The organism is Pradoshia sp. Z4_20, assembly GCF_058216035.1.
The window spans coordinates 89,340-113,595 of record NZ_JBZAJD010000008.1; the positions used below are offsets into that span (position 1 = coordinate 89,340).

A 24,256-nucleotide genomic window follows, 5' to 3' on the forward strand; every position below is an offset into this window, starting at 1 on the left:
TTACAGCAAACAAAAAAGACAGCCGACATTATCATTGATAATGTCGGACCGTCCCATAATACTCAATCTTATTGTATTCCGGATAAATAGAAGAAAACTGAACATAAATGGGGCTATCGAGCAACCATGGATAGTAAGCAAACAGCGTTTGATCACCATGTATAATTGCATGTAAGGCTACAGGCATCATCTTTACAAAATGATCATAACGTGATTGGGCCTTTTGTTCATCAAATTCACCTTTACTAATATGAATGTAAACTGTTAGGACAAATTGTCCGTTTAACATACGCCAATCAGCTACAACTTCATCCCGCATCTCCCAGTTGATGTTCAGTGCATCAATCTCACAGCCAATGCTTAAAAACAACTGTCCGGTTAAGTCAGAATGTGTCAATGTATATTTTCTACCCTCTAAAGGTCCTGAAGGGGTTATCGGCGGAATATAGGTCACACTCAATTGTTCTGTCTGGAAGGACATATCTGAAACACTCCTTTAAATAAGAAGATTTTTTTTACTATTCTATGACATCAGCCTAAAAATGGTGCAAATGAAATAGATCGCTATTTTTCTCCTTACTCGTAAACTGGTATGTTAAAACCAGATGTTTACCTTCACAGTCATATAGTGCTTTACCCACTTATATAACATCAAATAATTCTATTTAAAAAATGTTCTACAAAACGTTTTTCGTCCACTTCTACACATACATGAACAAGCGGCCTTTCGTTTCCACTGGGACAGGTTTCCCCTACCCTTTCTCCTTCGAGCTCCACCGAGATGGGTTCTGTCTTCAGTGTGACGAAGCTCTTGTCAATTGCTACTCCAACAGCCAGTGGATCGTGCAGGGCACAACCTTTGATGCCAGGAGTGGCCTTCTTATAAAAGTCCATATAAAACTCTGTCATGTCTGCCAAAAAGGAACCGAGTTCATCTTCCTTCTTCCGCCAGTTTGCTAGTTCCTCCTTCTTAAGCAGGGTTTGCATGGTTACATCAAGTCCTACAAGGAAAAGCGGTAGATTAGAGCGGAAAACAAGGTCAGCTGCTTCAGGATCACAATGAATATTTGCTTCTGCATGCGGCGTTACATTTCCTTTACAGAAAACCGCTCCTCCCATGATGATGATTTCATCAAACATAGCAGTTATCTCAGGCGCTTTTTGGAGGGCAAGCGCAAGATTTGTCAGCGGTCCTACACAGATATAAGTAATTTTACCAGGGTTGTTTTTCACCTGCTCAATCAGATAATCAACTGCATGGACCTCTGGTATTTCACTGGGCTTCTCTCCATTAAGTACATTTCCAAGACCATCCTCACCATGTACATGACGAGCATATACTTTTCGCGGTCCACGCCTAAGAGATTCATACGCACCGGCATACACCGGGATATCAAAACAACCCAATTTTTCTAGAACGATTTGCGAGTTTCTTACTGCTTCTTCAACAGGAATATTGCCGAAACACGCAGTGATACCTATTATATCTAATTCCGGTGAATGAACGGCATAAGCTATAGCCAATGCGTCATCTATTCCTGTATCTACGTCTAAGATAACCGATTTCATTATGTTCTCTCCTCTGCTCCTGAAGTATACTTTTTCCCAGTATGATGATTGCTGCATGTAATGTCATGGGTTTGGCCGTCCAATCTTTATTAAACGAAAAACACCTTTTACAAAATTTCACACGAAATTAAATGAGCAAATGGTTTATAAACGTAGGGTGCGATATGTATCATTAACAAATAGTTAATTTTCCGAGTGATAAATCCGCTCATTCTAATCATATACTGTGATATCATTGGCTATTTTCACTTAGATTTACGTCTATCTACTATTTTAATTACTTTTTATATAGATTGTAATACATTATATAAAATAATAGCTAGGTAATAATTTTGCCTCGCAATAACGATTATCGCATTACAAATATATCCAATAGTGATATCCTATTAATAGAATAATTTTTTTATATAGGACTATTTTTAAAATATTTGATTGAGGTGGTACTACTGATGGAAGCTCTTTATTATTTTGTTTTAGCTGCTGTTATCGCAACATTTGGAATTAGCTGGGCTGTACGAACAGCAATCAGGGAATTGGTCAATGGCCCAGAAAGAAAAGAAAACATTCAAACTAAGATGTTTATCAAAGTAGCTGTTGTAGAGGCAATTCCCATTATTTTAATCATTTTTGGCTTTATTAACCTATCCTCTTCAAATTCTGACGTTATTTTCCCCCTTATTATAGTAGGTGCAGTTACCATTCTAAATATAATCTCCATCTATGGTACATCCTCTGAAATAACGAATGATTCGAATACCCCAGTGGACTTAAAATCAGCAGTAAAGACTCTCACCATGATGGGTGTCACTTTAGTATTAGCCATACCTACCATAGCTGTTGTAGCTTGTTTTACTGTCATGAATTCATAAAATGCTAGCTGGAGATGTTATATCCTAAAACTGGTTGTCAGCGGTATAAAAAGGCAATTTAATTTATATTAGCAATTTCCGCAATAAAAAGAGCCTCCTTAGTCGAAAACGATACGCAATCCTTACCGACAAGGAGACTTTTTTCATTGAAATATAAATGCTGTTAAACACGCTCACTCATTAAATTCAAAAGGGAATCGTAGATTGTGGGATAAGGTTTTAATTTGGCACCACTTGAACATCCTTTAGCACCCATTGTTCTCCTTTATATACCCAGCTTGATTGAACCTCAGCGATTCGATCAACCACGGATGCGCCGGAAATTTGCTGAATGCCTATCAATTCCTTATGACCATCTTTATCAATGTCTTTTACCTTTAAGGATTTGTATTCACTTACTAATGTTTCAGATGGTTCACTTAATTTCCCTTTTCGATAAACCCCGAGTTTATCATACTTCTTTTTATGATCTTTTAAATCAATTAAGTAGGATTTATTCATTTCTGGTACCATTACAGTGGCTTGATAATTATTTTTGAATGCTCCGTTGATATTTAATGTTTCGGGGAGCTCAATCAGTTCAATTTTATTATTATAGATGCAAAAGGCATAATAATCATTAACTCCTCCGCTACCCCCTGTTGGAATCTCCATCAGAACTTCCAATGTACTGTCGTCATTAAGATCGAGAAACTTAACGGCAGGCTTAAACCCTCCTTGAATCGTTTCCTTTTTAGTTCCCTTTTTTGTTTTTACTACCAACTTGAATTCCTTGTAATACTTTGTCTCCTGATCAAAAGGATTACCATATAAATATACTTGATCCTTCTTCCCGTCTCCTGTCACATCCACTTTATAAGATCCAAGTTCAACTTCCTGGCTCTTTGCATCTTTTTTTGCAGCATCTATGGATACTGGCAGAAGCAAACACCCAACTATCGAAAAAATTATAAAATGATTAATCCATTTCATCATATACTCATCAACTCCCAGGTATAGGATTATTCATTATAGATTGCCTGGAATTTAACTTAATTATGCATATAACTGATGAAAATCAAAGAAAAAAAGCCGTAAACAGATGATCCTGTTTACAGCTTTTTGGATAGAAATTCATTAAAGCTATGAATTTGAAACTTCGGGAGTCTTAACCCATGTTTCAACGATTGGTCCATTTTCTCCTTCATCCATAAAGAACGAACCATTTGAATAGCGATCACTAGGTCGTAATTGGAAGGATGCAACTTCTTCTATCATGCCTTTTTCCGACAAAATCACAATAGTATCAACATCGTTTACAAATTCTATTCCTACTACTCGATGTGGGTTTTTCTTCAACTCTCTCAACATAACAACTCCTCGTTTTGCACGGGAAGTCATTTCAAACTCGCTTCGTTTCATTTTCTTAATAGCGCCCCTCTGTGTGATCAACGCTATCATAGATGAATCAGTTTCAGCAAAAACTTTACCTGCAACTATATAATCATCGTCCTTGAGATTTATGCCTTTAACACCGGCAGCACGTGCTCCCACAGTTGGAATTTCACTTTCAGGGAACATCAATCCATACCCAATAGAAGTAGCCAGGAAGATGTTTTGATTTCCATCTGTTTGATGGATATCCACAACCTGATCATCTCCCTTAAGATTAATAGCTGTTAAAGGTTTTGAATATCTCGTTGCCTTATATAGTGCAAGTTCAGACTTCTTAACTAATCCATTTTTCGTAACAAATAATAAAAACGATCCTTTTTCAAAATCAGAAACTGGAATAGCCTTTAATAGATTCTGATTCTTATCAAGCGGTACGATATTACTGATATGCTGACCAGTATCCTTCCATCTGATATCAGGAAGTAAGTGAACCGGACAGTAAATATAACTACCTTTATCTGTAAATAACAACAAGGTATCGGTTGTATTCATATCCAGCTTATGAAGGAGCCTATCTCCTTCCTTCATTCCATAATCCTGGCCGCCTGAAGCAGTATAAGATCGTAAGCTTGTCCGTTTTATATACCCTTCTTTTGTGACCGTAACAATAACATCTTCGCTTGGAATCAGAACTTCAAGATTAATCTTAATGTCTTGAATTTCAGCTTCTATTAGAGATCTACGTGAATCTGAAAAATCCTTTTTAACTTCTTTTAGTTCTTTTTTAATAACTGCCATTAACTTCTTGTCACTGCCAAGGATAGTTGTCAGCTCTTCAATTTTTTTACGTAGTTCTTCAGCTTCGTTTTCCAATGCCGTAATATCCGTATTCGTTAATCGGTAGAGCTGAAGGGAAACAATCGCTTCTGCTTGTGCCTCTGTAAATGTATATTCCTTTATTAGGTTTTCTTTTGCATCTTTTTTATCGAGAGACGCACGGATTGTTGCGATTACTTTATCAAGAATGGAAATCATTTTGATAAGTCCCTCAACAATATGCTGACGATCACGAGCTTTTGCCAAATCAAATTCAGAGCGCCTTGTTATCACTTCACGGCGATGATCAATATAGGCATCCAGCATTGCTTTTATGCCCATAAGCTGCGGACGTTTCTTATGAATGGCAACCATATTGAAATTATATGTAATTTGCAAATCTGTATTTTTAAATAAATATTGAAGAATAACATTAGAGTCTACTTCTTTTTTTAACTCAATGACAATCCGTAAACCTGTACGGTCGGTCTCATCTCTTACTTCAGAGATACCCTCAAGTTTACGATCAAGGCGCAATTCATCAATTTTTTTAACAAGATTAGCTTTGTTTACATCAAAGGGAAGCTCAGTTATCGTAATTTGCTGTCTGCCACCGCGTAAAGTTTCAATCGCCGTTTTACTTCGAATGACAATTTTGCCTTTACCTGTTTCGTACGCCTTTTTAATTCCATCTGCCCCTTGAATGATCCCACCTGTAGGGAAATCAGGTCCTTTTACAGCAGTCATTAGCTCATCAACTGTACAATCCGGATTATCGATTCTCATGATGGTAGCATCAACAATCTCCCCAAGATTATGTGGCGGAATCTCAGTGGCGTAACCAGCTGAGATTCCAGTTGAACCATTTACAAGCAAATTTGGAAATTTAGCCGGCAGCACAATCGGCTCTTCAGCTGTATCATCAAAGTTTGGTACAAAATCGACTGTTTTCTTCTCGATATCTCGTAAAAGCTGGCCTGCAATAGAGGATAAACGTGCCTCCGTATAACGCATGGCTGCCGGAGGATCCCCATCAATACTTCCGTTATTCCCATGCATCTGAATTAATTCACGGCGAAGCTTCCAGTCCTGGCTCATTCTGACCATGGCTTCATAAACAGATGAGTCACCGTGAGGATGGAAGTTACCGATGACCAGACCGACTGTCTTGGCTGACTTTCTATATGGTTTGTCATTGGTATTACCATCCGAATGCATGGCATAAAGGATTCTTCGTTGAACCGGCTTTAATCCATCTCGTGCGTCCGGTAATGCCCTGTCTTGAATAATATATTTACTGTATCGGCCGAAGCGGTCGCCAATCACATCCTCAAGAGGGAGATCGCGGTATTTCTCTGCTGTCATAATACTTCCTCCTCACCAGCAACCGTTAAGTTCTCATTTTCTAAAATATTTCCATCTTCTTCTAAACCAAAAGCAACATTGGCTTCAATCCACTTACGCCTTGGTTCTACTTTATCACCCATTAATGTGGTAATCCGTCTCTCTGCCCGTGCCGCATCATCAATGCATACACGGATCAAGGTACGTTGTTCTGGATCCATAGTCGTCTCCCATAGCTGGTCTGCGTTCATCTCTCCAAGACCTTTGTATCGCTGAAGCATGTATCCTTTTCCAACCTTTTTAATGGTACCTTCTAATTCATCATCATCCCAAGCATATTCTATAACTTCTCTTTTACCGCTTCCTTTACTAACTTTATATAAAGGAGGTAAGGCGATGAATACTTTACCATGTTCAATTAATGGTTTCATATAACGATAAAAGAAGGTAAGCAATAATACTTGGATATGGGCGCCATCCGTATCAGCATCGGTCATAATGACGACTTTATCATAATTGATATCCTCGATGGAGAAATCGGATCCTACTCCACCACCGACAGCATGAATAATTGTGTTTATTTCTTCATTTTTAAAAATATCTTCAAGCTTAGCTTTTTCTGTATTAATAACTTTACCGCGTAAAGGCAAAACAGCCTGGAACCTTCGATCACGCCCTTGTTTGGCAGACCCTCCGGCAGAATCTCCTTCGACGAGGTATAGTTCATTCTTCAATGGATTGCGGGACTGCGCCGGTGTAAGTTTTCCTGAAAGCAACGCTTCCGATTTCTTGCGTTTTTTACCGCTGCGTGCATCTTCTCTTGCTTTTCGGGCTGCTTCTCTGGCCTGAGCCGCTTTAATCGACTTACGGACCAAGGATGTCGCAATATCGGCATTTTCCATTAAATAATAAGATAATTTTTCAGATATAACAGAATCTACCGCAGAACGGGCATCACTGGTACCAAGTTTACTTTTTGTCTGTCCTTCAAATTGTAATAATTCTTCTGGAATTCTTACAGAAATGATAGCAGCCAATCCTTCGCGGATATCTGAACCATCCAGGTTTTTGTCCTTTTCTTTCAGCAAACCGGATTTACGTGCATACTCATTAAAGGCACGTGTAACAGCAGTTTTCATTCCTACTTCATGAGTTCCGCCATCTTTTGTTCTGACATTATTGACGAATGATAAAATATTTTCCGAATATCCATCATTAAATTGAAAAGCAAAATCAACCTCAATATCAGAATGAGTCCCCTCAAAGCTTACAACAGGATGCAATGTATCTTTTTCTTCATTTAGGTAAGAAACAAATGCCTCAATCCCATTCTCATAATAATAAACATCTTTTTCATCCGTACGTAAGTCATGTAATTCAATTTTTAAACCTTTTAATAAAAAGGCAGATTCGCGTAAGCGTTCACTTAAGGTTTCACGATTGTAAACAATGGTAGAGAAAATACTCTCATCCGGTTTAAAATGAATGGTTGTTCCAGTTTGGTTGGTTTTACCAATTTTCTCTAAAGTCGTTACAGGTTTTCCGCCATTTTCAAAACGCTGTTCATAAATAAAACCATCACGCTTAATGGTAACAACAAGCCATTCTGATAAAGCATTTACGACCGATGCACCAACCCCATGTAAACCACCGCTCGTCTTATAGCCACCCTGACCAAATTTTCCTCCTGCATGAAGGATGGTTAGAATAACCTCCGGAGTCGGTTTACCCATTTTATGCATTCCAGTAGGCATCCCTCTACCTTTATCCATTACACTGATGCTATTATCTTTATGAATTTTTACAATAATTTCGTCCCCATGTCCGGCCAATACTTCGTCCACGGAGTTATCAACGATTTCATAAACGAGATGATGCAGGCCTCGTGTGTCTGTGCTTCCGATATACATTCCCGGTCGTTTACGGACAGCTTCTAATCCTTCAAGTACCTGGATGGCATCTTCGTTATAGTCAATAGGTTTTATATTTTTTGCCACTTATGTACCCCTCTCTTTACGTTACAACTTCTATTATATACATATTCTTAAACAAGAACAAATGTTCTTGATAGTATAAACAGCACACTAAAGCTCTATTGCTCTATTTTTACAGATTATTTTTCGTTTCGCAAATAAAGTTTAGATAAAGGTTATGTATACGAGACATCCCGGCTTCCAGTCCCTGTAAAAAACAAATAAAATAAGTCCCTGTATCTTAATTATGGTATCATCTTCGGTGTTTTTACAACTATTAGTTTTTATTACCTACAACATTATAAAACCACCAATGAGCTATTTACGAGCAATTGGTGGCCATTTTTTATTATTTAGTTAATGCATGCTCCACTTTTATGCAACGGTCCATAATGACGGTGTAATCCTTGTCCTTTAGCATTTGGAAGGCCTCTTCATCAATAACTCCCAGCTGTGTCCAAAATATATCGGCATCGATTTCCAAAAATTCCTTAGCCAGATCCATCACATATTCAGATCGGCGAAAAACATTGACAATATCTACATGCCCTTCAATATCCTTCAATGTCGCAACCGCCTTTACACCCAAAACACTATCCACTGAAGGATTGACCGGGATAATTTCATATCCATTATCCTGCATGGCCTTAGATACCATGTAAGATGTCCGTTCCGGATTATCAGAAAGACCAACGACAGCTATTCGTTTCGCTTTTTTTAAGAGGAGACCAATTTCATCTCTGCTTGGATTTTCTATCATGAATATAGCCCCTTTCAATAATAAAATTTATCCTTATGTATACCCATAGGCTATTATAGAATAAACGGTCAGCTCAGAATAGGGAAGTTAATAAAAATAATTTTTTTATTTTCTTTTTGCAGGTACATGTTAAAATATATTAACCAGTAGTGTAAGAAAGGAACTGTTTATATGTTATATTTTTTGTTTATATTGGCCTATTTGCTAGGTTCAATACCTTCAGGCTTAATTATAGGAAAAGTTTTTTATAACACTGATATACGTGAGCATGGCAGCGGAAACTTAGGAGGAACCAATACATTCCGGACACTTGGGAAAAAAGCCGGAATTATCGTTACAACTATAGATATCTTAAAAGGTACTTTGGCCACCTTATTGCCATACATATTTAATATACAAGCTGATCAATGGCCAAGTTGGATTGCTATTCCGTTGATATGCGGCTTATTGGCAGTTATCGGCCATATGTACCCTATATTTGCCGGATTCAGAGGCGGTAAAGCTGTAGCTACATCCGGAGGTATTTTGCTCGGATACGATCCACTTTTATTTGTGATTCTAGTTGCATGCTTTTTTGTATTCTTATACCTAACTAAAATCGTGTCCTTATCTTCTATGTTGATTGCAGTTGTGGCACTTATTTATGCCATGTTTAGCGGAGATCCTTCCATGTTAATCCTAATTATCTTCCTGGCAGGATTTATCTTCTATCGCCATCGCGCTAATATCAAACGTATTATTAATAAAACAGAACCTAAGGTTAATTTGTTTAAACGATGATATAAGACTGTTTTTGGAATCACGATTAGTGGTCCAAAAACAGTCTTTTTTATTTTTGCTAAACAGAATACAAAAGCAATATTCTCCTCCGAAAACCTCATCTCATATTCAAACAACAAAGCTCGACCTCTATCGACTGATTACCTAATAGGATTAAACGATCGGATAATTTAGTATAAAATTATCAGTCATATGAAACCAGAAAAATACCTTATTTTGCATTTTAATCTAAAAAGTGTCAATATACATGTAGGAATATATTAAAAATATGTACTCATATTTAGAAAAATTTACTAAGCAGGTGAAGAATGAAGAAAAAAATAGCCCTCCTATCATTTTTAATCATTACCGCAGCTATAGGTATACTTATATATCTAAACACTCAGGAGATTTTCAATAATTATGAAGAAAAAAACGTAGCTTTAACCCATAATAGGGAAGTTTTCTTATCTGAACGTAACTACCATTCTACTGCTGAAATTGGAGCCATCGGAGATATACTTTTGCATGATAAGGTATATGAAGATGCAGATACTGGTTCTGGTTATGATTTCTCAGATATGTTCGCACCTGTAAAAGACATGCTAAGCAACCCAGATTTTACGATTGCCAACCAGGAATCTATTGCAGCCGGAAGTGACTTGGGGTTATCGGGGTATCCGACATTTAATTCACCTTATGAAATATCGGACACCTTAAAAGACGTTGGAATAGACCTCGTAACCTTAGCAAATAACCATTCCCTCGATAAAGGTGAAAAAGGTATTCTGCGTGCAATCGAGTATTACAATAAAATTGATATGCCTTACGTAGGAATTCATAAGAATGAAGAGGATGCCAAACAAGACCGCATCATGAACGTAAATGGTATTAACATCGGCTTTCTCTCTTACACATATGGAACGAATGGGATTCCTATTCCGGATGGAAAAGATTATTTAGTCAATTACTTAGATGGTAAAAAAGTCTCACAAGATATCAAGGATTTACGCGATAAAGTGGATCTTATACTCATTAATGCTCATTGGGGACTGGAATATCAAAGAAACCCATCTGATGAACAAAGAAAAATGGCAAAATTAATGTCTAATGCAGGTGCAGATATTATTATTGGGCATCATCCGCATGTCCTCCAACCAATTGAATGGATAGAATCCAATCAGAAAAAAACATTAGTTGTCTATTCATTAGGAAACTTCATTTCCGCCCAAAAAAATAACTATAAAGATATTGGCGGTATGGTTACCATTAGCGTTCGTAAAGAATGGTCAGCTAAGGGAACTGAGACCGAAGTAACTAACGTAAACTTCTCTCCAACCTATGTAACTAATCAAAACGACCGTGACTACAGAATAAATACGTTTGGAAGTGAAGATGTATTTGGACAGGAAAAGATCGATAAAGAAAAATTGACTGATTTTATGCTTAGCCATCCATCCATAAAATAAGAATTTAAACTAACGAGCTGTTCCAAATTTGCTTAATTTGCATTGGGACAGTTTTTCTTTTTCAAGTTTAGGAGAGAAAAAGATTAAAAGAGATGGATAAGGGCTATAGAGTATTATAATAATAATCTAACAGCAACTGAGTCTTTATCAGAGATGAATTTTCCACCGAATAAAAAGTGGGAATTGAAACAGTTTAAACCACTCTAGTGATACATCCTTTTGTTTACTGAGTGTTACCAATCGTTATCTTATTAAAATTATGTCATAATGGTAGTATTCAGTAGTTAGATAGCTCACCTTTATCTGCCAATAAACATATCAGGAGGATTCAAACATGGAAATTACAATCGATGAGCAATCAGCTGCATGGTATAAAGCAGAATTGGAACTTGAAAAAGGCGACTGCCTTCGGTTCTTTCCCCGTTATGGAGGCTATAGCCCTATACAATCAGGCTTTTCTTTGGGAATCAGCAAAGAGGAAGGAAAACAAGCCACTGTTACCTTATTAAAGGATGGAATCACCTATTTTATTAATGAGGATGATATATGGTATTTTGACGGAAATAACCTCAATATAACCTTTGACGAACAGAAGGCTGAGCCCACGTTCTCCTATAGCAAATAAGAACAGAAATCCCCTGTGTACCACTGACACAGGGGATTCTCTTTATCTATTTTCGTTTGATTTCTTCGTATTTTGCATTCCATTCCGGAAATGCTTTTTTAAACTGAATCGGTCTGAAATTATCTTTTTTTACTACAATATGCGTAGTTGTTCCAGTTGCGCAAATTTGATCATGCTGATTCCGGATTTCATATCCATACAGTGTTTTTATTCCATTATTTTCTTCTACCCAAGTATGTACATAGGCCTGATCACCATATCGTAATGGTGTTTTATAGGTTACATGAATATCGTAAACAGGTGCATAATAGCCTGCTTCCTCCATATCCGTATATTTATAGCCCAAATCCTCAATAAGGGCTGTTCTGCCCAGCTCAAACCATTTAAGATAGTTTGCATGATACATAACACCCATCATATCAGTATCTGCGTAAAATAATTGGATTTCTTTTTTTGAAACAAACATTCCTTCTACACTCCTATTCTACAATAGTCCTTTTTCTATTCTAACACATCTTGAAAATCAGCCTTTGTCAGAGTAGAGTAATCAACCGCAGCCAGATCCTCTCCCGTCTGCTCGATTAATCGAACCGCCTGTACCTGTATCGCATTGTCAACCAAATTAATAGCAAATCGTCCGTTCCCATCAATCTCAATTAGGTTCAACTTTTCAACCAAGTAATCTTTTGCCGCCTGGTCCAGTATATACTGATATTTACGAGCATAATTTTCAATGATTTGCATCAATTCCTCTGTGCTATAATCCGGAAAATGCATGAACTTTTTGAACCTGGATGAAAATCCTGGATTACTGGACAGCAACGCCTTCATCTCATCAGGATATCCTGCCAAGATGATGACAAGGTTTTCATTATGTTTGGTCATCTCATCCACTAAAGTATTCACAACTTCTTTTCCATAATCTGAATTGGAAGAGCTTAGTAAGGAGTAAGCTTCGTCAATAAATAATACACCGCCCAATGCATCCTGAACCTTCTTTTTCGTTTTAATGGCTGTCTGCCCGACATAGCCAGCTACAAAATCAGCACGGCTAGCTACAACTAGATGACCTCTCTTCAACAGTCCACAATCTCGCAGTATTTCCGAGTACAGCTTTGCAACTGTTGTTTTACCAGTTCCAGGATTCCCGGTAAAAACCGCATGAAGCTGGACAGGTACCGTTTTTACTCCAGCCTGTCTCCTGGATTGCTGTATCTTTACAAATGCTGAAAGTTTATGAATTTCCTCTTTAATCATATCCAAACCAACAAGATTCTTTAGTTCTGCCTGGGGATTTCCAGTGGATACAGGAAACTGAGAAGAAAAGTCCTCTTCTTGCAGAAGAAGATAATTTAAAAAGCTTTCATTGGCTTGCTGTTCACCTGTAGAACCTTTATGGAAGATTGCATCCATAACAATTGATTTAACTGTTCTGGCATTACCGAAAGTTTGATCAACCATCTCATATTCAATTCGTTTTTTTAAAGAAGGAATCGCATCGGGAGCGATAAAATAATGATTTTTTTCTGCCGTTTGAATCGCAATTTCAATCATTTCATCCAATGAATAGTCTGGTAACTCCATATAATTAAAATTCGGGAAACGACTGCGCAAACCAGGATTGCTATCCAGAAACTGTCTCATTTCCTCAGGATATCCTGCTAAAATAACAGCGAACCTTCCAGAATACTCTGCACTATCCATAAGAGATATAAGCGTATCTATCACTGTCTGCCCGTAATCTGTTCCTTGTTGGCCCTCTCTTTTTAAGCTGTATGCCTCGTCAATAAAAAGGACGCCTCCTACTGCCTCTTCCACAGCTTTACGAACGTTTTCTTCTGTTTGTCCAACATAAGCTCCAACCAATTTAGAACGATCAACCTCTACAATTTTTTCTTTTGGCAGTATCCCTAATTCATAATAGATTTTCCCTAATAATCTGGCCAAGGTAGTCTTACCGGTTCCAGGATTACCCGTTAAAATCATGTTTAGGCTAATATCACCTGTATTACTGAATCCTAATTCTTCACGGTGTTTTTGATACTTCAAAAATTGATAAAGCTGGTTAACCCGTTTTTTTATTTCAATCAGCCCAACCATTTCGTTCAACTCTGCTAAGGCACTTACTTGATCCTTTGCATCAACAATTTCATGCTGTGATATAAACTCGTTAAATTGATGAATATGGCTATTCAGAAGATTTAATGAGGATTTTAACTCCTGATAAACAATTGCGGTATGGAAATTCCCGCTTAATGTTTCTTCATACTCTTTTGCCGTAGAGATTACCTTTTGCATACCGTCAAATATATCATTTAAGTATTTTTTTGCAGTATGGATTAAATCTGTTTCTGCCAGTTGATTGATTTGTTTTAATGCTTCAGTTGTACGGTTCATGTAATTGCTTGTTTCATTCATAATCTGCCCGACCGTGTTACGTTTTGCAGTTCTATTATCCGTTTCTCGTAAAGTTGGAGTAGAAAAGCCAGTATATAAGTCATTAAAACGATTGAGCTGCTTAGTTTCCAGCAATCGTTGTATTTCAGAGCGATTATTCAATAATCGGTTTGCTTCATCTAATAATAGATAATATAAATCATCTTGTTCCTCTTGCTTACTTCTTTCCAGGGCTAATAAATATAACAGCTTTCCTTCTAAATCTGCTGATATTCCCCACTCACCCTGGTTTTTACATATAAATTGAAGCACACTAAGTAATTCTGTTTTTATGGGGAGTGAACCTTCTTTAGTCAACGTTCTCTCCCACTCATCAATCATATTTTTATAATTGGTTATTGATAATTCCATTTACTGCTTCATCCTTTTTTCAGTCGATGTCTCCATCCTATCATACAACACGTTCCAGATTAATCATTTTAGCTTAATGTATGATTCACCAGTCAACTATTGAAATTAAACATTCTCTTATTCAGAAGTTCTGTCTTTTAGTCGTAATGGCCGCTTCATTTGTCCCTCTTTTTACGGATTATTTTTCTTGGCTACTTGGGTTTGGTTTTAAAATTCACCATGAAGATTTGGAACATAGTTTTTTTAATTCATTAATGAACGCGAAGTAAATTTCCTGGATTCTAACCAACTAAAAAATCTGCCTGTCTCCATTAGGATTCAGGCAGATTTGAGATTAAATTATTCAGCTATTCACCTTTTGTTTGAATCACGTCTGGATGCTTTCCGGATGTATCTTGCATCTGTTTGCCTTTATTTCCACCGGCAGCTCTAGGTTGAGTTCCAATGTGATTTGGTACAAATGACTTGGAATTTTTCTTCGGATTTCCCATTTTATCTTCACCCCTTCTTTCTTATCATGCTTACTTACGCATGACTTATAAGGTGTAGATATTGGATATTACTCCGCTCGTTCCATCATTCTTTTATCGATTCGATCTTCTAGAACTTCCATTGCATGTTTATCCATTATAATTTGTTTTTTATTTTCCAGTATTAAATCTGCTAAAGACATCCGCTTACGCTTTTTCATCGTCAACCACCATCCATACTTTATTTTATAATATCATTGCCTACTTTTTCTGTATTTATAACATTTTTAGAAAATAACGATAACTAATTAGTCTTTAAAATATGAAAAAACAGCCTTCAAGGCTGCTTACATGTTTGCGATATGCTCTTCCATTTGTTTATATTCCATTAACCCTACAACCTTTTTATCAATAACTCCCTCTTCATTAATGAAGAATGAAGTTGGAATGGACACAACCTTATATTTTTTGTTCACTTCACCATCTACATCCAATACAGTCCGAAACGTAAGTTTTAAATCACTCATAAATCCTTTTATATCCTGATCAGAATCTATATTTACGGCTAAAACAACTACATCAGGATGAGATTGTTTAATTTTTTCCATATCAGGCATCTCTTTTTTACACGGATTGCACCAGGTTGCCCAAAAGTTTAACAACACCTTTTTCCCCTTATAATCAGATAGTGTAATTTCCTTTCCATCTGGATCTTTTAATGTAAAGTCGACTGCTTCTTTGCCCTCATCAGCCTTGACAGGTGTATCAGGCTGATTCAACACTTGATAAAATGCTACTCCAATCAGTATCAGCAATAAAAGTGACCCGATGATTTTTTTCACACTAAACTCCCCCAGCCACAAATAGTATATTCCCCACCTGAAATTGTATCAGTATTTCCAATTTTACGAAAGCGTGAAAATCTCATCCTGATAACTTCATATTTACAATTAGTTATTCTAAACAAAAATAAAAAACTGACCGAAGTCAGTTTTTTATCGTTACTTAGTAGATGATGCTTCTTGTAATTTTCCTCGTAAAACCATTGGTAAGATACCGCCATGACGATAATAATCGATTTCCACATCAGAATCAAAACGAACTAAAACATCAAATTTCTTCTCTGTTCCGTCCTCTCCAACTGCAGTTACCTCGATGATGTCACGTGGTTTAACATTTTCATTAACTGGAACAAAGATTCTCTCTTTTCCAGTTAAACCAAGTGTTTTAGCGCTTTCGCCTTCTTTGAATTGAAGCGGAAGTACACCCATTAATACAAGGTTGGAACGGTGAATTCTTTCAAAGCTTTCCGCAATGACCGTTTTAATTCCAAGTAGGTTGGTACCTTTGGCAGCCCAGTCACGGGAGCTTCCCATTCCGTAATCTTTCCCAGCCAATACGATCAAGCCAGTATCATCTTTTTTATATTCCATACATGCATCATAGATAGACATCACTTCACCAGTTGGCCAATACGTTGTATATCCACCTTCAGTGCCTGGAGCAATCTGATTACGGATTCGGATATTAGCGAAAGTACCGCGCATCATAACTTCATGGTTTCCACGACGAGAACCGTATGAGTTAAAGTCACGGATAGCAACTCCTTTTTCACGCAAGTATTTACCTGCTGGTGTATCTTTGCCGATAGATCCAGCCGGAGATATATGGTCTGTTGTAACTGAATCTCCAAATAATCCGACAACGCGCAGTCCGTCAAGCGGTTTTACTTCTGTTGGGTTAGGATCCATATTTACAAAATAAGGTGGGTTTTGAATATAAGTTGAATCAAAATCCCAATTATATAAAGGTTCGTTGCTGGTTTGGATTTCATTCCATCTTGCATTGTCATCGAATACATGCTCATACTCTTTAAGGAAGAGATTAGATGTTACGGTATCCTGTACAAGTTTATTAACCTCTTCACTGGATGGCCAGATATCTTTGAAATAAATATCTTTTCCATCTTTACCTTTTCCAATTGGATCATTCTCAAGATCGATATCCACTGTACCTGCTAAGGCATATGCGACAACCAATGGCGGTGATGCCAAATAGTTTGCTTTTACTAACGGATGAATACGTCCTTCAAAGTTACGGTTACCGGATAAGACAGAAGTAACAAGTAAATCTGATTCAGAAACAGCTGCTTCAATCTCTTCCATTAATGGACCGGAGTTCCCGATACATGTAGCACAGCCATACCCAACAACATTGAAACCAAGTTTATCAAGGTATGTTCCCAGACCAGAATCACGCAAATAGCCTGTAACGACTTTTGATCCCGGAGCTAATGATGTTTTTACGTGATGTGGAACCTGTAATCCTAATTCCACAGCCTTCTTAGCAACTAGTCCAGCACCCAGCATAACATATGGGTTAGAAGTATTCGTACAGCTTGTAATGGCAGCAATGGCAATATCACCTGTTTTCATCGGCGCCTGACGGCCATCATTCAGCTGAACAGTGATTTTTTTATTAATTTCATCTTGACTAAGACCGAATCCTGCATTTCCAACCGGAGCTGTTAAAGCTTGATTGAAGGCAGATTTCATATTAGATAAAGGAATCAAATCCTGCGGACGTTTTGGACCGGATAGATTAGCCTCAATTTCTGAAAGGTCAATCTCAATAATTTTTGTATATCTTGGTTCATCACTGTTTTTATAGTAGAACAAACCGTTTTCTTTACAATATTGCTCAACAATTGCGATATGCTCTTCTGTACGTCCAGTCAAACGCATATAAGTAAGAGATTCTTCGTCAATTGGGAAGAAACCGCAAGTAGCGCCATATTCCGGTGCCATATTTGCGATGGTCGCACGATCTGAAAGTGAAAGAGCGCTCATCCCAGGGCCGAAAAATTCTACAAATTTATTAACCACACCACTTTTACGCAGTATTTCAGTAACTTTTAACGCCAAATCTGTAGCCATTGTTCCGTTTGGCAAGGAATTAATAAACCGTACACCGATAACTTCAGGTACTGGGAAATAAGAAGGTTGGCCAAGCATTCCAGCTTCCGCTTCAATTCCGCCTACACCCCATCCTAATACACCCAGACCATTTATCATGGTAGTATGTGAATCAGTTCCCACTAAAGAATCTGGGAAAGTCATATAATCGCCATCCGGCATTTCTACTGAATGTACAACATTAGCCAAATACTCAAGGTTCACTTGGTGAACAATCCCTGTATCTGGTGGAACCGCACGGTAATTATCAAATGCTTTTTGTGCCCAGCTTAGGAATTGGTAACGTTCCGCATTTCTTTCAAATTCTAAATCCATATTAATCTGCAACGCATCTGCAGTTCCATATTTATCAACCTGAACTGAATGGTCGATAACAAGATCAACCGGGATTTCAGGGTTAATTTTACCCGGATCTCCTCCGATATCAGCCATGGCTTTACGTAATGAAGCCAAATCGACTACAGTCGGTACACCTGTGAAATCCTGCAATATTACACGGGAAGGTTTAAAAGGTACATCAATATCGATTGACATTTCCTCTGTTCCCCATTTAGCAAGGTTTTCCACATGTTCCTTTTTAATAGCTCTCCCATCCTGTTGACGCAAAACGCTCTCCAGTAAAACTTTAATGGAATAAGGCAATTTGGAAACTTCTCCAACTCCTGCTTCTTCCAATACATTCAAATTGTAGTAATGATAGCGTTTACCGTCGATTTCAAAAAATCTCCGTGAATCGAACACATCATTTTTCCCCAATCAAATTACCCCCTCTAGGTAAAAGATATTACAGAATATAGTAATAAATTGTAGAAAAGTAAAACACTTTTCATTCAATCCTAATATTCTAACAATTTAATATTAATATAACCTTTCCATAAAGTAAAATATAAGTAATTTATTACCTGTCATAAGTTCTGCTTATTGGTAATTATTTTCCTGATAAAATAAAAGCCGGCCAGCAAAGTAATATTAGCTGGCCGGTACCTTATCGATATTTTTCAAATTTGTCTAAATCTGAAACCATTTTGTCTAATGTATTTCTATAATCATCCAGTTGGTCCTTTTGATGTTCACTTGCCACTTCATAAGCATTTTCAACCTGCTGATACGCCTCATTAATTTCTTCCCACAAATGTCCCACTTCATGGCCAAATTGAGGATCATGCTGCATAGATTCAAGATTTTCATGTGCATCCACCGCTCTTCTGACGCCATTTTGAGCGGATTGAAAGGCTTGAACTTTATTTTTGTGATAAGGCACGTACACCCCTCCTTAACAATATATCTTTTATGATGTACGGAAGTTTATTGCCTTATTCATGATGTGAATCAGCTTCTAAATACCCGTTATTATATACCTGTATAATCATTTAATAGGCTCTCATACTATAGGTAGGAGGGATGAATATGTCGAATAAAAACGCTAATCACCAAAAAGGCCCTAAAGATAAAAATCATTCTGGCCAACCGGCACCCTTAAGCGGTTCTCATAAAGTGAAAAACAGGCAGCATACACGTCAAAAAAATCATTCTCATCACGATATGTAACAGCATTATCTTTTCTTAAAAGACTGCGGGAGGAATTTTTTTCTCTCGCATTTTAATTCCGCTCATAGATAGTATTCATGAAAAGATCCTCAGACTTTCAACATAAACATTGATTATAAGGTTTTGTATTATCTTTAATGGCCTTTCCTACTGGCAGACCTAATACAACTACTAATATCCTCTATATTTTTAAATTTTCGCCTTTTAACTAAAAATATTATTATTAACTTTCCCTTTTCTCTCCCTGATTGTTTAAAATTCTTTTTCTGAAGGTTACACAGCTTACCGTTTTTGTGCGTGCTCACGATACGTTTGATTTTTCTAAGGAATTAACCTGCCTCCCGCATGTTCATGTGTAATCAATCCCTTTTGTGGTACGTATATCTATATAGAATTTTATTGAGGAGGTATTATACGACAATGGATTATGTATGGTACGCAAGTTATGGATCCAATTTATTAGAGAGCCGCTTTCGTTGTTATATAAGCGGAGGGACACCAGAGGGTTCTACAAAAAATGAACGTGGGTGTACGAATCCTGCTTATCCAGAAAAAATTGCTCCGATTTCTCTTCCTTATGAGATGTACTTCGCTGAATACTCAGGTCGTTGGGATGGCGGTGTCGCTTTTATCAATACTGATAGAGATACGAATACAAGGACATACGGTAAGAAATACCTAATTACTAGCGAACAGTTTAAACAAATTGTACAGCAGGAGAATGACAATTATAAAATGGAGATAGATCTTGAATTAGCCAAAAATGTTCATACCTATTCCTTTAACGATTCTTGGTATGGTAATATTCTCTACTTGGGTGAGACGGATGGATATCCGATTTTCACCTTTACAGATAATCGAACTATTGCTGAAAAGAACATCACTCCACCTTCTCTTCCCTATTTAAAGAATATTTATTATGGACTAGCTGATCTGTATGAAGATGATAAAAATCTAATTCAATATTTATATTCCAAAAAAGGTGTTTCTGATGCCTATTCTTTAGCTGACTTAGAAAACTATTTTAACTAAACTAAAAAAGCACTCCAATTGCAATTAAATCTCTAACAATTGGAGTGCAGCTTTTAGAGTAGTGACTGACATTATTTTAAATCAGTTCGTCAGCTTTTAATAAAAATTCCAGATCTCTTTGCTGAATAAATTGTCCTGCATAATTAGAAGGCATGTCTTGTTTTAATATTTCAATCGCTATTTTGATTGGCACCCATCTTAATACAAATCCGTCGTTAATCTCATCGTCGGTATACATCGGGTCTTTAAGTTCACCAATAGTTTTAGCAATATATCCATAAGATATCTGAAGCAGCTCTTCATTATTACGGTATTCAATAGTAAGTCCCAGTTCCTTAATATCTTCTATTAAGGTTCCTACTTCTTCTTCTACCTCTCTTTTTAATGCATCATAAATAGTTTCATTGCTTTTAATGCCTCCACCAGGCAATTTATGATAGTTTCCATTTGTAACGAATAAAAGAGCAATCTCATCACGGTCGTTAATGACTACAGCTCTGGATGCCTTTCTAATACGGTATGCATGATCCGTATACTGTTCTGACGCATCATCATAAATTTCCTTGATAAGTTCCATGGTTTATGACCCCTTTTAAATCTTTCTAATAATCCACAGTATGATTATATATAATTTTAGCTTTCTGTGTAATATATTATTATACATATTCATAAATAAAACGCATAAGACCTGCCTCAAAGCTAAATATGATATAATACCCATAATCATATGTATATTTTATATATTCTAGCTGCACAGAATTATTTATTTATAATAAGATAGTGAAATTTCAGTATATATAGATAAGGTGGCTGAATGAATGACATTAAAGGAAAAAGCAGTACAATTTGCAACGGAGGCACATGCCGGACAAGTACGTAAGCTGTCAAATGAACCCTATATTATACACCCTTTGCAGGTGGCTAAAACTCTTGAAGAGGCTGGTTTTTGTGAAGAATTGGTGATTGCAGCATTACTGCACGATACTGTGGAGGACACAGATACAACGATTGAACAGATTGAAAAGGAGTTTGGACCTAAAATCGCGCATTATGTTTCTGCTCATACAGAGGACAAAACAAAAACCTGGGAAGAACGTAAGCAGCATACACTTGAGCTTGTTAAAGAAGCGCCTCTTGAAGTAAAGGCTCTTATTGTTGCTGATAAATGGGATAACCTAAAATCCATGACTGCCGGACATGAATTATTGGGGAGTGAAATTTGGAACTGCTTTAAAAGAGGACTGGATTCTCAGGAATGGTATATCAGAGGGGTTGCAATAAATAGCTTTTATGGTTTGGACGACAAAGAGATTCCGGAGTTTTTCCATCAATACGTTAAAGACGTAAATAGCTTTTTTGATTCTATAAAAGATAGTAACAACAAATAATTTGTCAAACACAGCCATAATAACCCGGGGACCTATTAAGGTCCTATTTTCAATCAAACGCTATTTCCGTAAAAGAAAACCTCTTCATAAAAAGAAGAGGTCAAATAGAGAAGTATTTTTCAAATGGACTGACGTCTATTTTTTCAATTTCTAATTTTTTTCGAAGAAATTTGTGATCACGTTTTGGTGTTGCTAGAATATACCCTTTAATAATAAGATCCATCGTTATCTTATTAGCCTTTTCTTTAAGTGCAAGTTCACCGATTCTCCCTGCGATTTTATGCCTTGCTACATCTCGAAATAATTCAGGAACCGGGCTTACTAATTCTTCTAGAAAATCTTTTTCTTCCTGATTCCATAGATGCCTTGTCTGATTAACAAATTCAACTTCCCAGTCCATATCTGATTTTCCATCTTCTTTGGGCAGTTTTTTTAAGAACTTTCGAAACATAAAAAATCCACCGATGGCCATAAAACCAATCATAAAGACAACCCAAAACAGGATGAACCATAAAAACCATCCTTCTAACATAAATCATTCACCCCAGTTAAGTAATACACAATCCCCTAATTTAACAATCATTTTCCATGTATAATTATAACAAAGAGTTGGAAACCTTCAACTAAATTGACTAATAATTACTAAATTGTTTGTACAAAATTAGTATAAGGGAACCTCCATTCCTAACATGGATTTTGGAGAAAAATAAAAAGAATTGCAGGAAAAGGGTGTATTACGTAAATATATCAAAGATTTTGGGCTTTTCTCTATTGTTTTCCCTTGTTAATTGAGATTGTTTTTAATTGTCAGAATTATCAATCTCTGATATAACTAAAGATAACAATCTGACTGTATTAAAGAAGTAATGAATATACTGTATAGTTTCCTCATATCATTCAATCTAGATATTTCTTTAATCTAATCAGGGATTGTGGTTATTTTTGTTAAGGGTCAGATTGGTTTGTTGCATTTCCACTACTTTAAGGAGGTCTTTACTTAATGGGAAAAAAAGTACACAGACGCAGGGAAGTCAGACGATTACTTCGAGAAGAATTAAAGAAGATGGAGTCAATAACCAAGCAACAGCCTAATGAACAATTAACGCCAATCGGTGCAATGAAAAATTAATCTGGCGCTATCGCCTATCGAACTAAAGCACCCAGAATACATGTATTCTGGGTGCTCTTTTCTTATTATGACATTTTTTATGTATAGACCATAAATTTTCAACAACCAAGAAAAAATATGTAAAAATACACTTGAAAATAAAATTTATTTCTTATTCTCTATGTCAATATTACCATAGCATTTCACACCTCTATTACCTGATTTTATAAAATTTCTATGTTTCTTCCTAAAAACGCTGGGTATGTAATAGATTGTACGAGCAATCGCTCACAAAATACTATTATATACGGAGGTATGAATATGTTTTTTCATAAAAAAGAACTTCAATTCGAAGCTAAACCAACTAGACCAGATCCATTGATGGCAAAGAAAATTCAAGAACTGATTGGTGGACAATATGGTGAAATGTCCGTTATGATGCAATATTTGTTCCAAGGCTGGAGCGTACGCGGCAATGAAAAATATAAAGACCTTTTACTTGATATCGGTACAGAAGAAATCGGCCACGTTGAAATGTTAGCGACTATGGTCGCACGTCTTCTTGATGACGCACCACTTAAAGATCAGGAAAAAGCAATGGCTGACCCAGCAGTCGCTGCTGTACTAAGCGGTATGAATCCACAACATGCTATTGTTTCTGGATTAAATCCTCGTCCACAGGACAGTGTTGGTAACCCTTGGATGGGAAGCTATGTAACAGCAAGCGGCAACTTATTGGCTGACTTCCGCTCTAACCTAAACGCTGAATCACAAGGTCGATTAGCTGCAGTCCGTATTTATGAAATGACAGATGATCCAGGAATTAAAGATTTGCTTTCCGTTCTTATTGCACGTGATTCTTATCACCAAAATCTATGGGCAAAAGCAATCGCTGAATTAGAAGAACAAGAAGGATTACTTGTTCCAAGCACATTCCCTCGTGAAAAAGAACGCTTAGATATCGCATACTCTTTATATAATTTCTCTGAAGGCGAAGAAAGCAGTACTGGAACGTGGGCAAGCGGTGAAGCTCCGGATGGACAAGGTGAATTCCGCTATGAAGCTGTCGTTCCACCTGCAGAAGGCGCAAAACCAATGTTAAAACCAGCTCCACTTGAAACACATAACACATTGCCAATGGACACAGATAAATCAATCTTATAAACGCTAATGTATATTTTTGATTAGCATACAAAAGGACTTCAGAATAAGTGTTATTCTGAAGTCCTTTTTTCATAGATATTTTCCATTGATTCCCCTGCTCTTCTTGTCCTTATTTTACTATTGCATCCCCTATTGGTGAATATCGTAAAAATTCTTTCATTTCTATGTGTCATTTAAAAAGAATATCGAATCGCATTTTATTTCT

Annotated in this window: 24 protein-coding genes; 9 read left to right on the top strand and 15 right to left on the bottom strand. The window is 36.8% G+C overall.

Annotated elements, in window-relative coordinates:
• Nucleotides 1–31: 31 nt before the first annotated feature.
• Entirely contained in the window at nucleotides 32–481 is a 450-nt protein-coding gene (locus AC4BHP_RS15760; RefSeq protein ID WP_066103923.1) for a staygreen family protein, read from the bottom strand.
• A 170-nt stretch (nucleotides 482–651) separates the two neighbouring features.
• Nucleotides 652–1,569, bottom strand: a complete 918-nt coding sequence (locus tag AC4BHP_RS15765) for a nucleoside hydrolase (protein WP_490553315.1) — start codon at nucleotides 1,567–1,569, stop codon at nucleotides 652–654.
• A gap of 449 nt (nucleotides 1,570–2,018) precedes the next feature.
• On the opposite strand from AC4BHP_RS15765, the gene AC4BHP_RS15770 reads away from it, so the two are divergent.
• A complete protein-coding gene (locus tag AC4BHP_RS15770) occupies nucleotides 2,019–2,438 on the top strand; it encodes a hypothetical protein (protein WP_490553317.1) in 420 nt (139 codons plus the stop codon).
• A 219-nt stretch (nucleotides 2,439–2,657) separates the two neighbouring features.
• Here the strand turns inward: AC4BHP_RS15770 and AC4BHP_RS15775 are convergent, their stop codons facing one another.
• The 4 genes from AC4BHP_RS15775 to AC4BHP_RS15790 form a co-directional block, all read right to left on the bottom strand.
• Nucleotides 2,658–3,413 (bottom strand): YybI family spore inner coat protein, encoded by a 756-nt coding sequence (locus AC4BHP_RS15775; RefSeq protein WP_490553319.1) that lies wholly within the window; start codon nucleotides 3,411–3,413, stop codon nucleotides 2,658–2,660.
• A gap of 147 nt (nucleotides 3,414–3,560) precedes the next feature.
• Nucleotides 3,561–5,996 carry a DNA topoisomerase IV subunit A gene (gene parC, locus AC4BHP_RS15780; RefSeq protein ID WP_490553380.1) on the bottom strand — a complete coding sequence of 812 codons (2,436 nt, stop codon included), beginning with the start codon at nucleotides 5,994–5,996 and terminating at the stop codon, nucleotides 3,561–3,563.
• Nucleotides 5,990–7,957 (bottom strand): DNA topoisomerase IV subunit B, encoded by a 1,968-nt coding sequence (parE, locus tag AC4BHP_RS15785; RefSeq protein ID WP_373925479.1) that lies wholly within the window; start codon nucleotides 7,955–7,957, stop codon nucleotides 5,990–5,992. The genes parC and parE overlap by 7 nt, the downstream gene beginning before the upstream one ends.
• A gap of 337 nt (nucleotides 7,958–8,294) precedes the next feature.
• Nucleotides 8,295–8,705: a CoA-binding protein gene (locus tag AC4BHP_RS15790; RefSeq protein WP_066103933.1), complete on the bottom strand. Its 411-nt coding sequence runs from the start codon at nucleotides 8,703–8,705 to the stop codon at nucleotides 8,295–8,297.
• 171 nt (nucleotides 8,706–8,876) lie between these two features.
• Between AC4BHP_RS15790 and plsY the strand changes: the two genes are divergently transcribed.
• The 3 genes from plsY to AC4BHP_RS15805 all read left to right on the top strand — a co-directional run bounded on the left by plsY (nucleotide 8,877) and on the right by AC4BHP_RS15805 (nucleotide 11,558).
• Nucleotides 8,877–9,485: a glycerol-3-phosphate 1-O-acyltransferase PlsY gene (gene plsY, locus AC4BHP_RS15795; RefSeq protein ID WP_066103936.1), complete on the top strand. Its 609-nt coding sequence runs from the start codon at nucleotides 8,877–8,879 to the stop codon at nucleotides 9,483–9,485.
• A gap of 308 nt (nucleotides 9,486–9,793) precedes the next feature.
• Nucleotides 9,794–10,933 (top strand): CapA family protein, encoded by a 1,140-nt coding sequence (locus tag AC4BHP_RS15800; RefSeq protein ID WP_066103938.1) that lies wholly within the window; start codon nucleotides 9,794–9,796, stop codon nucleotides 10,931–10,933.
• 334 nt (nucleotides 10,934–11,267) lie between these two features.
• Nucleotides 11,268–11,558 (top strand): HesB/YadR/YfhF family protein, encoded by a 291-nt coding sequence (locus AC4BHP_RS15805; protein ID WP_066103940.1) that lies wholly within the window; start codon nucleotides 11,268–11,270, stop codon nucleotides 11,556–11,558.
• Between the two features lie 46 nt (nucleotides 11,559–11,604).
• Here the strand turns inward: AC4BHP_RS15805 and AC4BHP_RS15810 are convergent, their stop codons facing one another.
• From AC4BHP_RS15810 to AC4BHP_RS15840, 7 genes are all read right to left on the bottom strand, one after another.
• A complete protein-coding gene (locus AC4BHP_RS15810; RefSeq protein ID WP_066103942.1) occupies nucleotides 11,605–12,024 on the bottom strand; it encodes an acyl-CoA thioesterase in 420 nt (139 codons plus the stop codon).
• 35 nt (nucleotides 12,025–12,059) lie between these two features.
• On the bottom strand, nucleotides 12,060–14,366 hold the full coding sequence (locus tag AC4BHP_RS15815; protein ID WP_490553324.1) for an AAA family ATPase: 2,307 nt from the start codon (nucleotides 14,364–14,366) through the stop codon (nucleotides 12,060–12,062).
• Nucleotides 14,367–14,713: 347 nt separating this feature from the next.
• Nucleotides 14,714–14,857: an acid-soluble spore protein N gene (locus tag AC4BHP_RS15820; protein WP_066103946.1), complete on the bottom strand. Its 144-nt coding sequence runs from the start codon at nucleotides 14,855–14,857 to the stop codon at nucleotides 14,714–14,716.
• Between the two features lie 68 nt (nucleotides 14,858–14,925).
• Complete coding sequence (locus AC4BHP_RS15825) at nucleotides 14,926–15,057, bottom strand: FbpB family small basic protein (RefSeq protein ID WP_077248025.1); 132 nt, start codon at nucleotides 15,055–15,057, stop codon at nucleotides 14,926–14,928.
• A 126-nt stretch (nucleotides 15,058–15,183) separates the two neighbouring features.
• Nucleotides 15,184–15,678, bottom strand: coding sequence for a TlpA family protein disulfide reductase (locus AC4BHP_RS15830; RefSeq protein WP_066103947.1), 495 nt, complete (start codon nucleotides 15,676–15,678; stop codon nucleotides 15,184–15,186).
• 159 nt (nucleotides 15,679–15,837) lie between these two features.
• The gene (gene acnA, locus AC4BHP_RS15835; RefSeq protein WP_066103949.1) at nucleotides 15,838–18,567 is read right to left on the bottom strand and encodes an aconitate hydratase AcnA; all 2,730 of its coding nucleotides are present in this window, start codon (nucleotides 18,565–18,567) and stop codon (nucleotides 15,838–15,840) included.
• A 229-nt stretch (nucleotides 18,568–18,796) separates the two neighbouring features.
• Complete coding sequence (locus AC4BHP_RS15840; RefSeq protein ID WP_066103951.1) at nucleotides 18,797–19,072, bottom strand: hypothetical protein; 276 nt, start codon at nucleotides 19,070–19,072, stop codon at nucleotides 18,797–18,799.
• Between the two features lie 146 nt (nucleotides 19,073–19,218).
• Between AC4BHP_RS15840 and AC4BHP_RS15845 the strand changes: the two genes are divergently transcribed.
• On the top strand, nucleotides 19,219–19,359 hold the full coding sequence (locus AC4BHP_RS15845) for a small acid-soluble spore protein P (RefSeq protein ID WP_077248027.1): 141 nt from the start codon (nucleotides 19,219–19,221) through the stop codon (nucleotides 19,357–19,359).
• Nucleotides 19,360–19,779: 420 nt separating this feature from the next.
• The gene (locus AC4BHP_RS15850; protein WP_066103954.1) at nucleotides 19,780–20,391 is read left to right on the top strand and encodes a hypothetical protein; all 612 of its coding nucleotides are present in this window, start codon (nucleotides 19,780–19,782) and stop codon (nucleotides 20,389–20,391) included.
• Nucleotides 20,392–20,467: 76 nt separating this feature from the next.
• Here the strand turns inward: AC4BHP_RS15850 and AC4BHP_RS15855 are convergent, their stop codons facing one another.
• A complete protein-coding gene (locus AC4BHP_RS15855) occupies nucleotides 20,468–20,968 on the bottom strand; it encodes an NUDIX domain-containing protein (protein WP_139891983.1) in 501 nt (166 codons plus the stop codon).
• Nucleotides 20,969–21,209: 241 nt separating this feature from the next.
• Between AC4BHP_RS15855 and AC4BHP_RS15860 the strand changes: the two genes are divergently transcribed.
• The gene (locus tag AC4BHP_RS15860) at nucleotides 21,210–21,779 is read left to right on the top strand and encodes an HD domain-containing protein (protein WP_490553330.1); all 570 of its coding nucleotides are present in this window, start codon (nucleotides 21,210–21,212) and stop codon (nucleotides 21,777–21,779) included.
• Nucleotides 21,780–21,879: 100 nt separating this feature from the next.
• On the opposite strand, the gene AC4BHP_RS15865 is transcribed toward AC4BHP_RS15860, so the two are convergent.
• Entirely contained in the window at nucleotides 21,880–22,311 is a 432-nt protein-coding gene (locus AC4BHP_RS15865) for a DUF2621 domain-containing protein (RefSeq protein WP_066103960.1), read from the bottom strand.
• Between the two features lie 468 nt (nucleotides 22,312–22,779).
• Here AC4BHP_RS15865 and AC4BHP_RS15870 point away from each other — a divergent pair, with 468 nt between their 5' ends.
• A complete protein-coding gene (locus AC4BHP_RS15870; protein ID WP_257469051.1) occupies nucleotides 22,780–22,908 on the top strand; it encodes a hypothetical protein in 129 nt (42 codons plus the stop codon).
• A 300-nt stretch (nucleotides 22,909–23,208) separates the two neighbouring features.
• Entirely contained in the window at nucleotides 23,209–24,051 is an 843-nt protein-coding gene (locus AC4BHP_RS15875) for a manganese catalase (protein WP_139891984.1), read from the top strand.
• Nucleotides 24,052–24,256 lie beyond the last annotated feature (205 nt).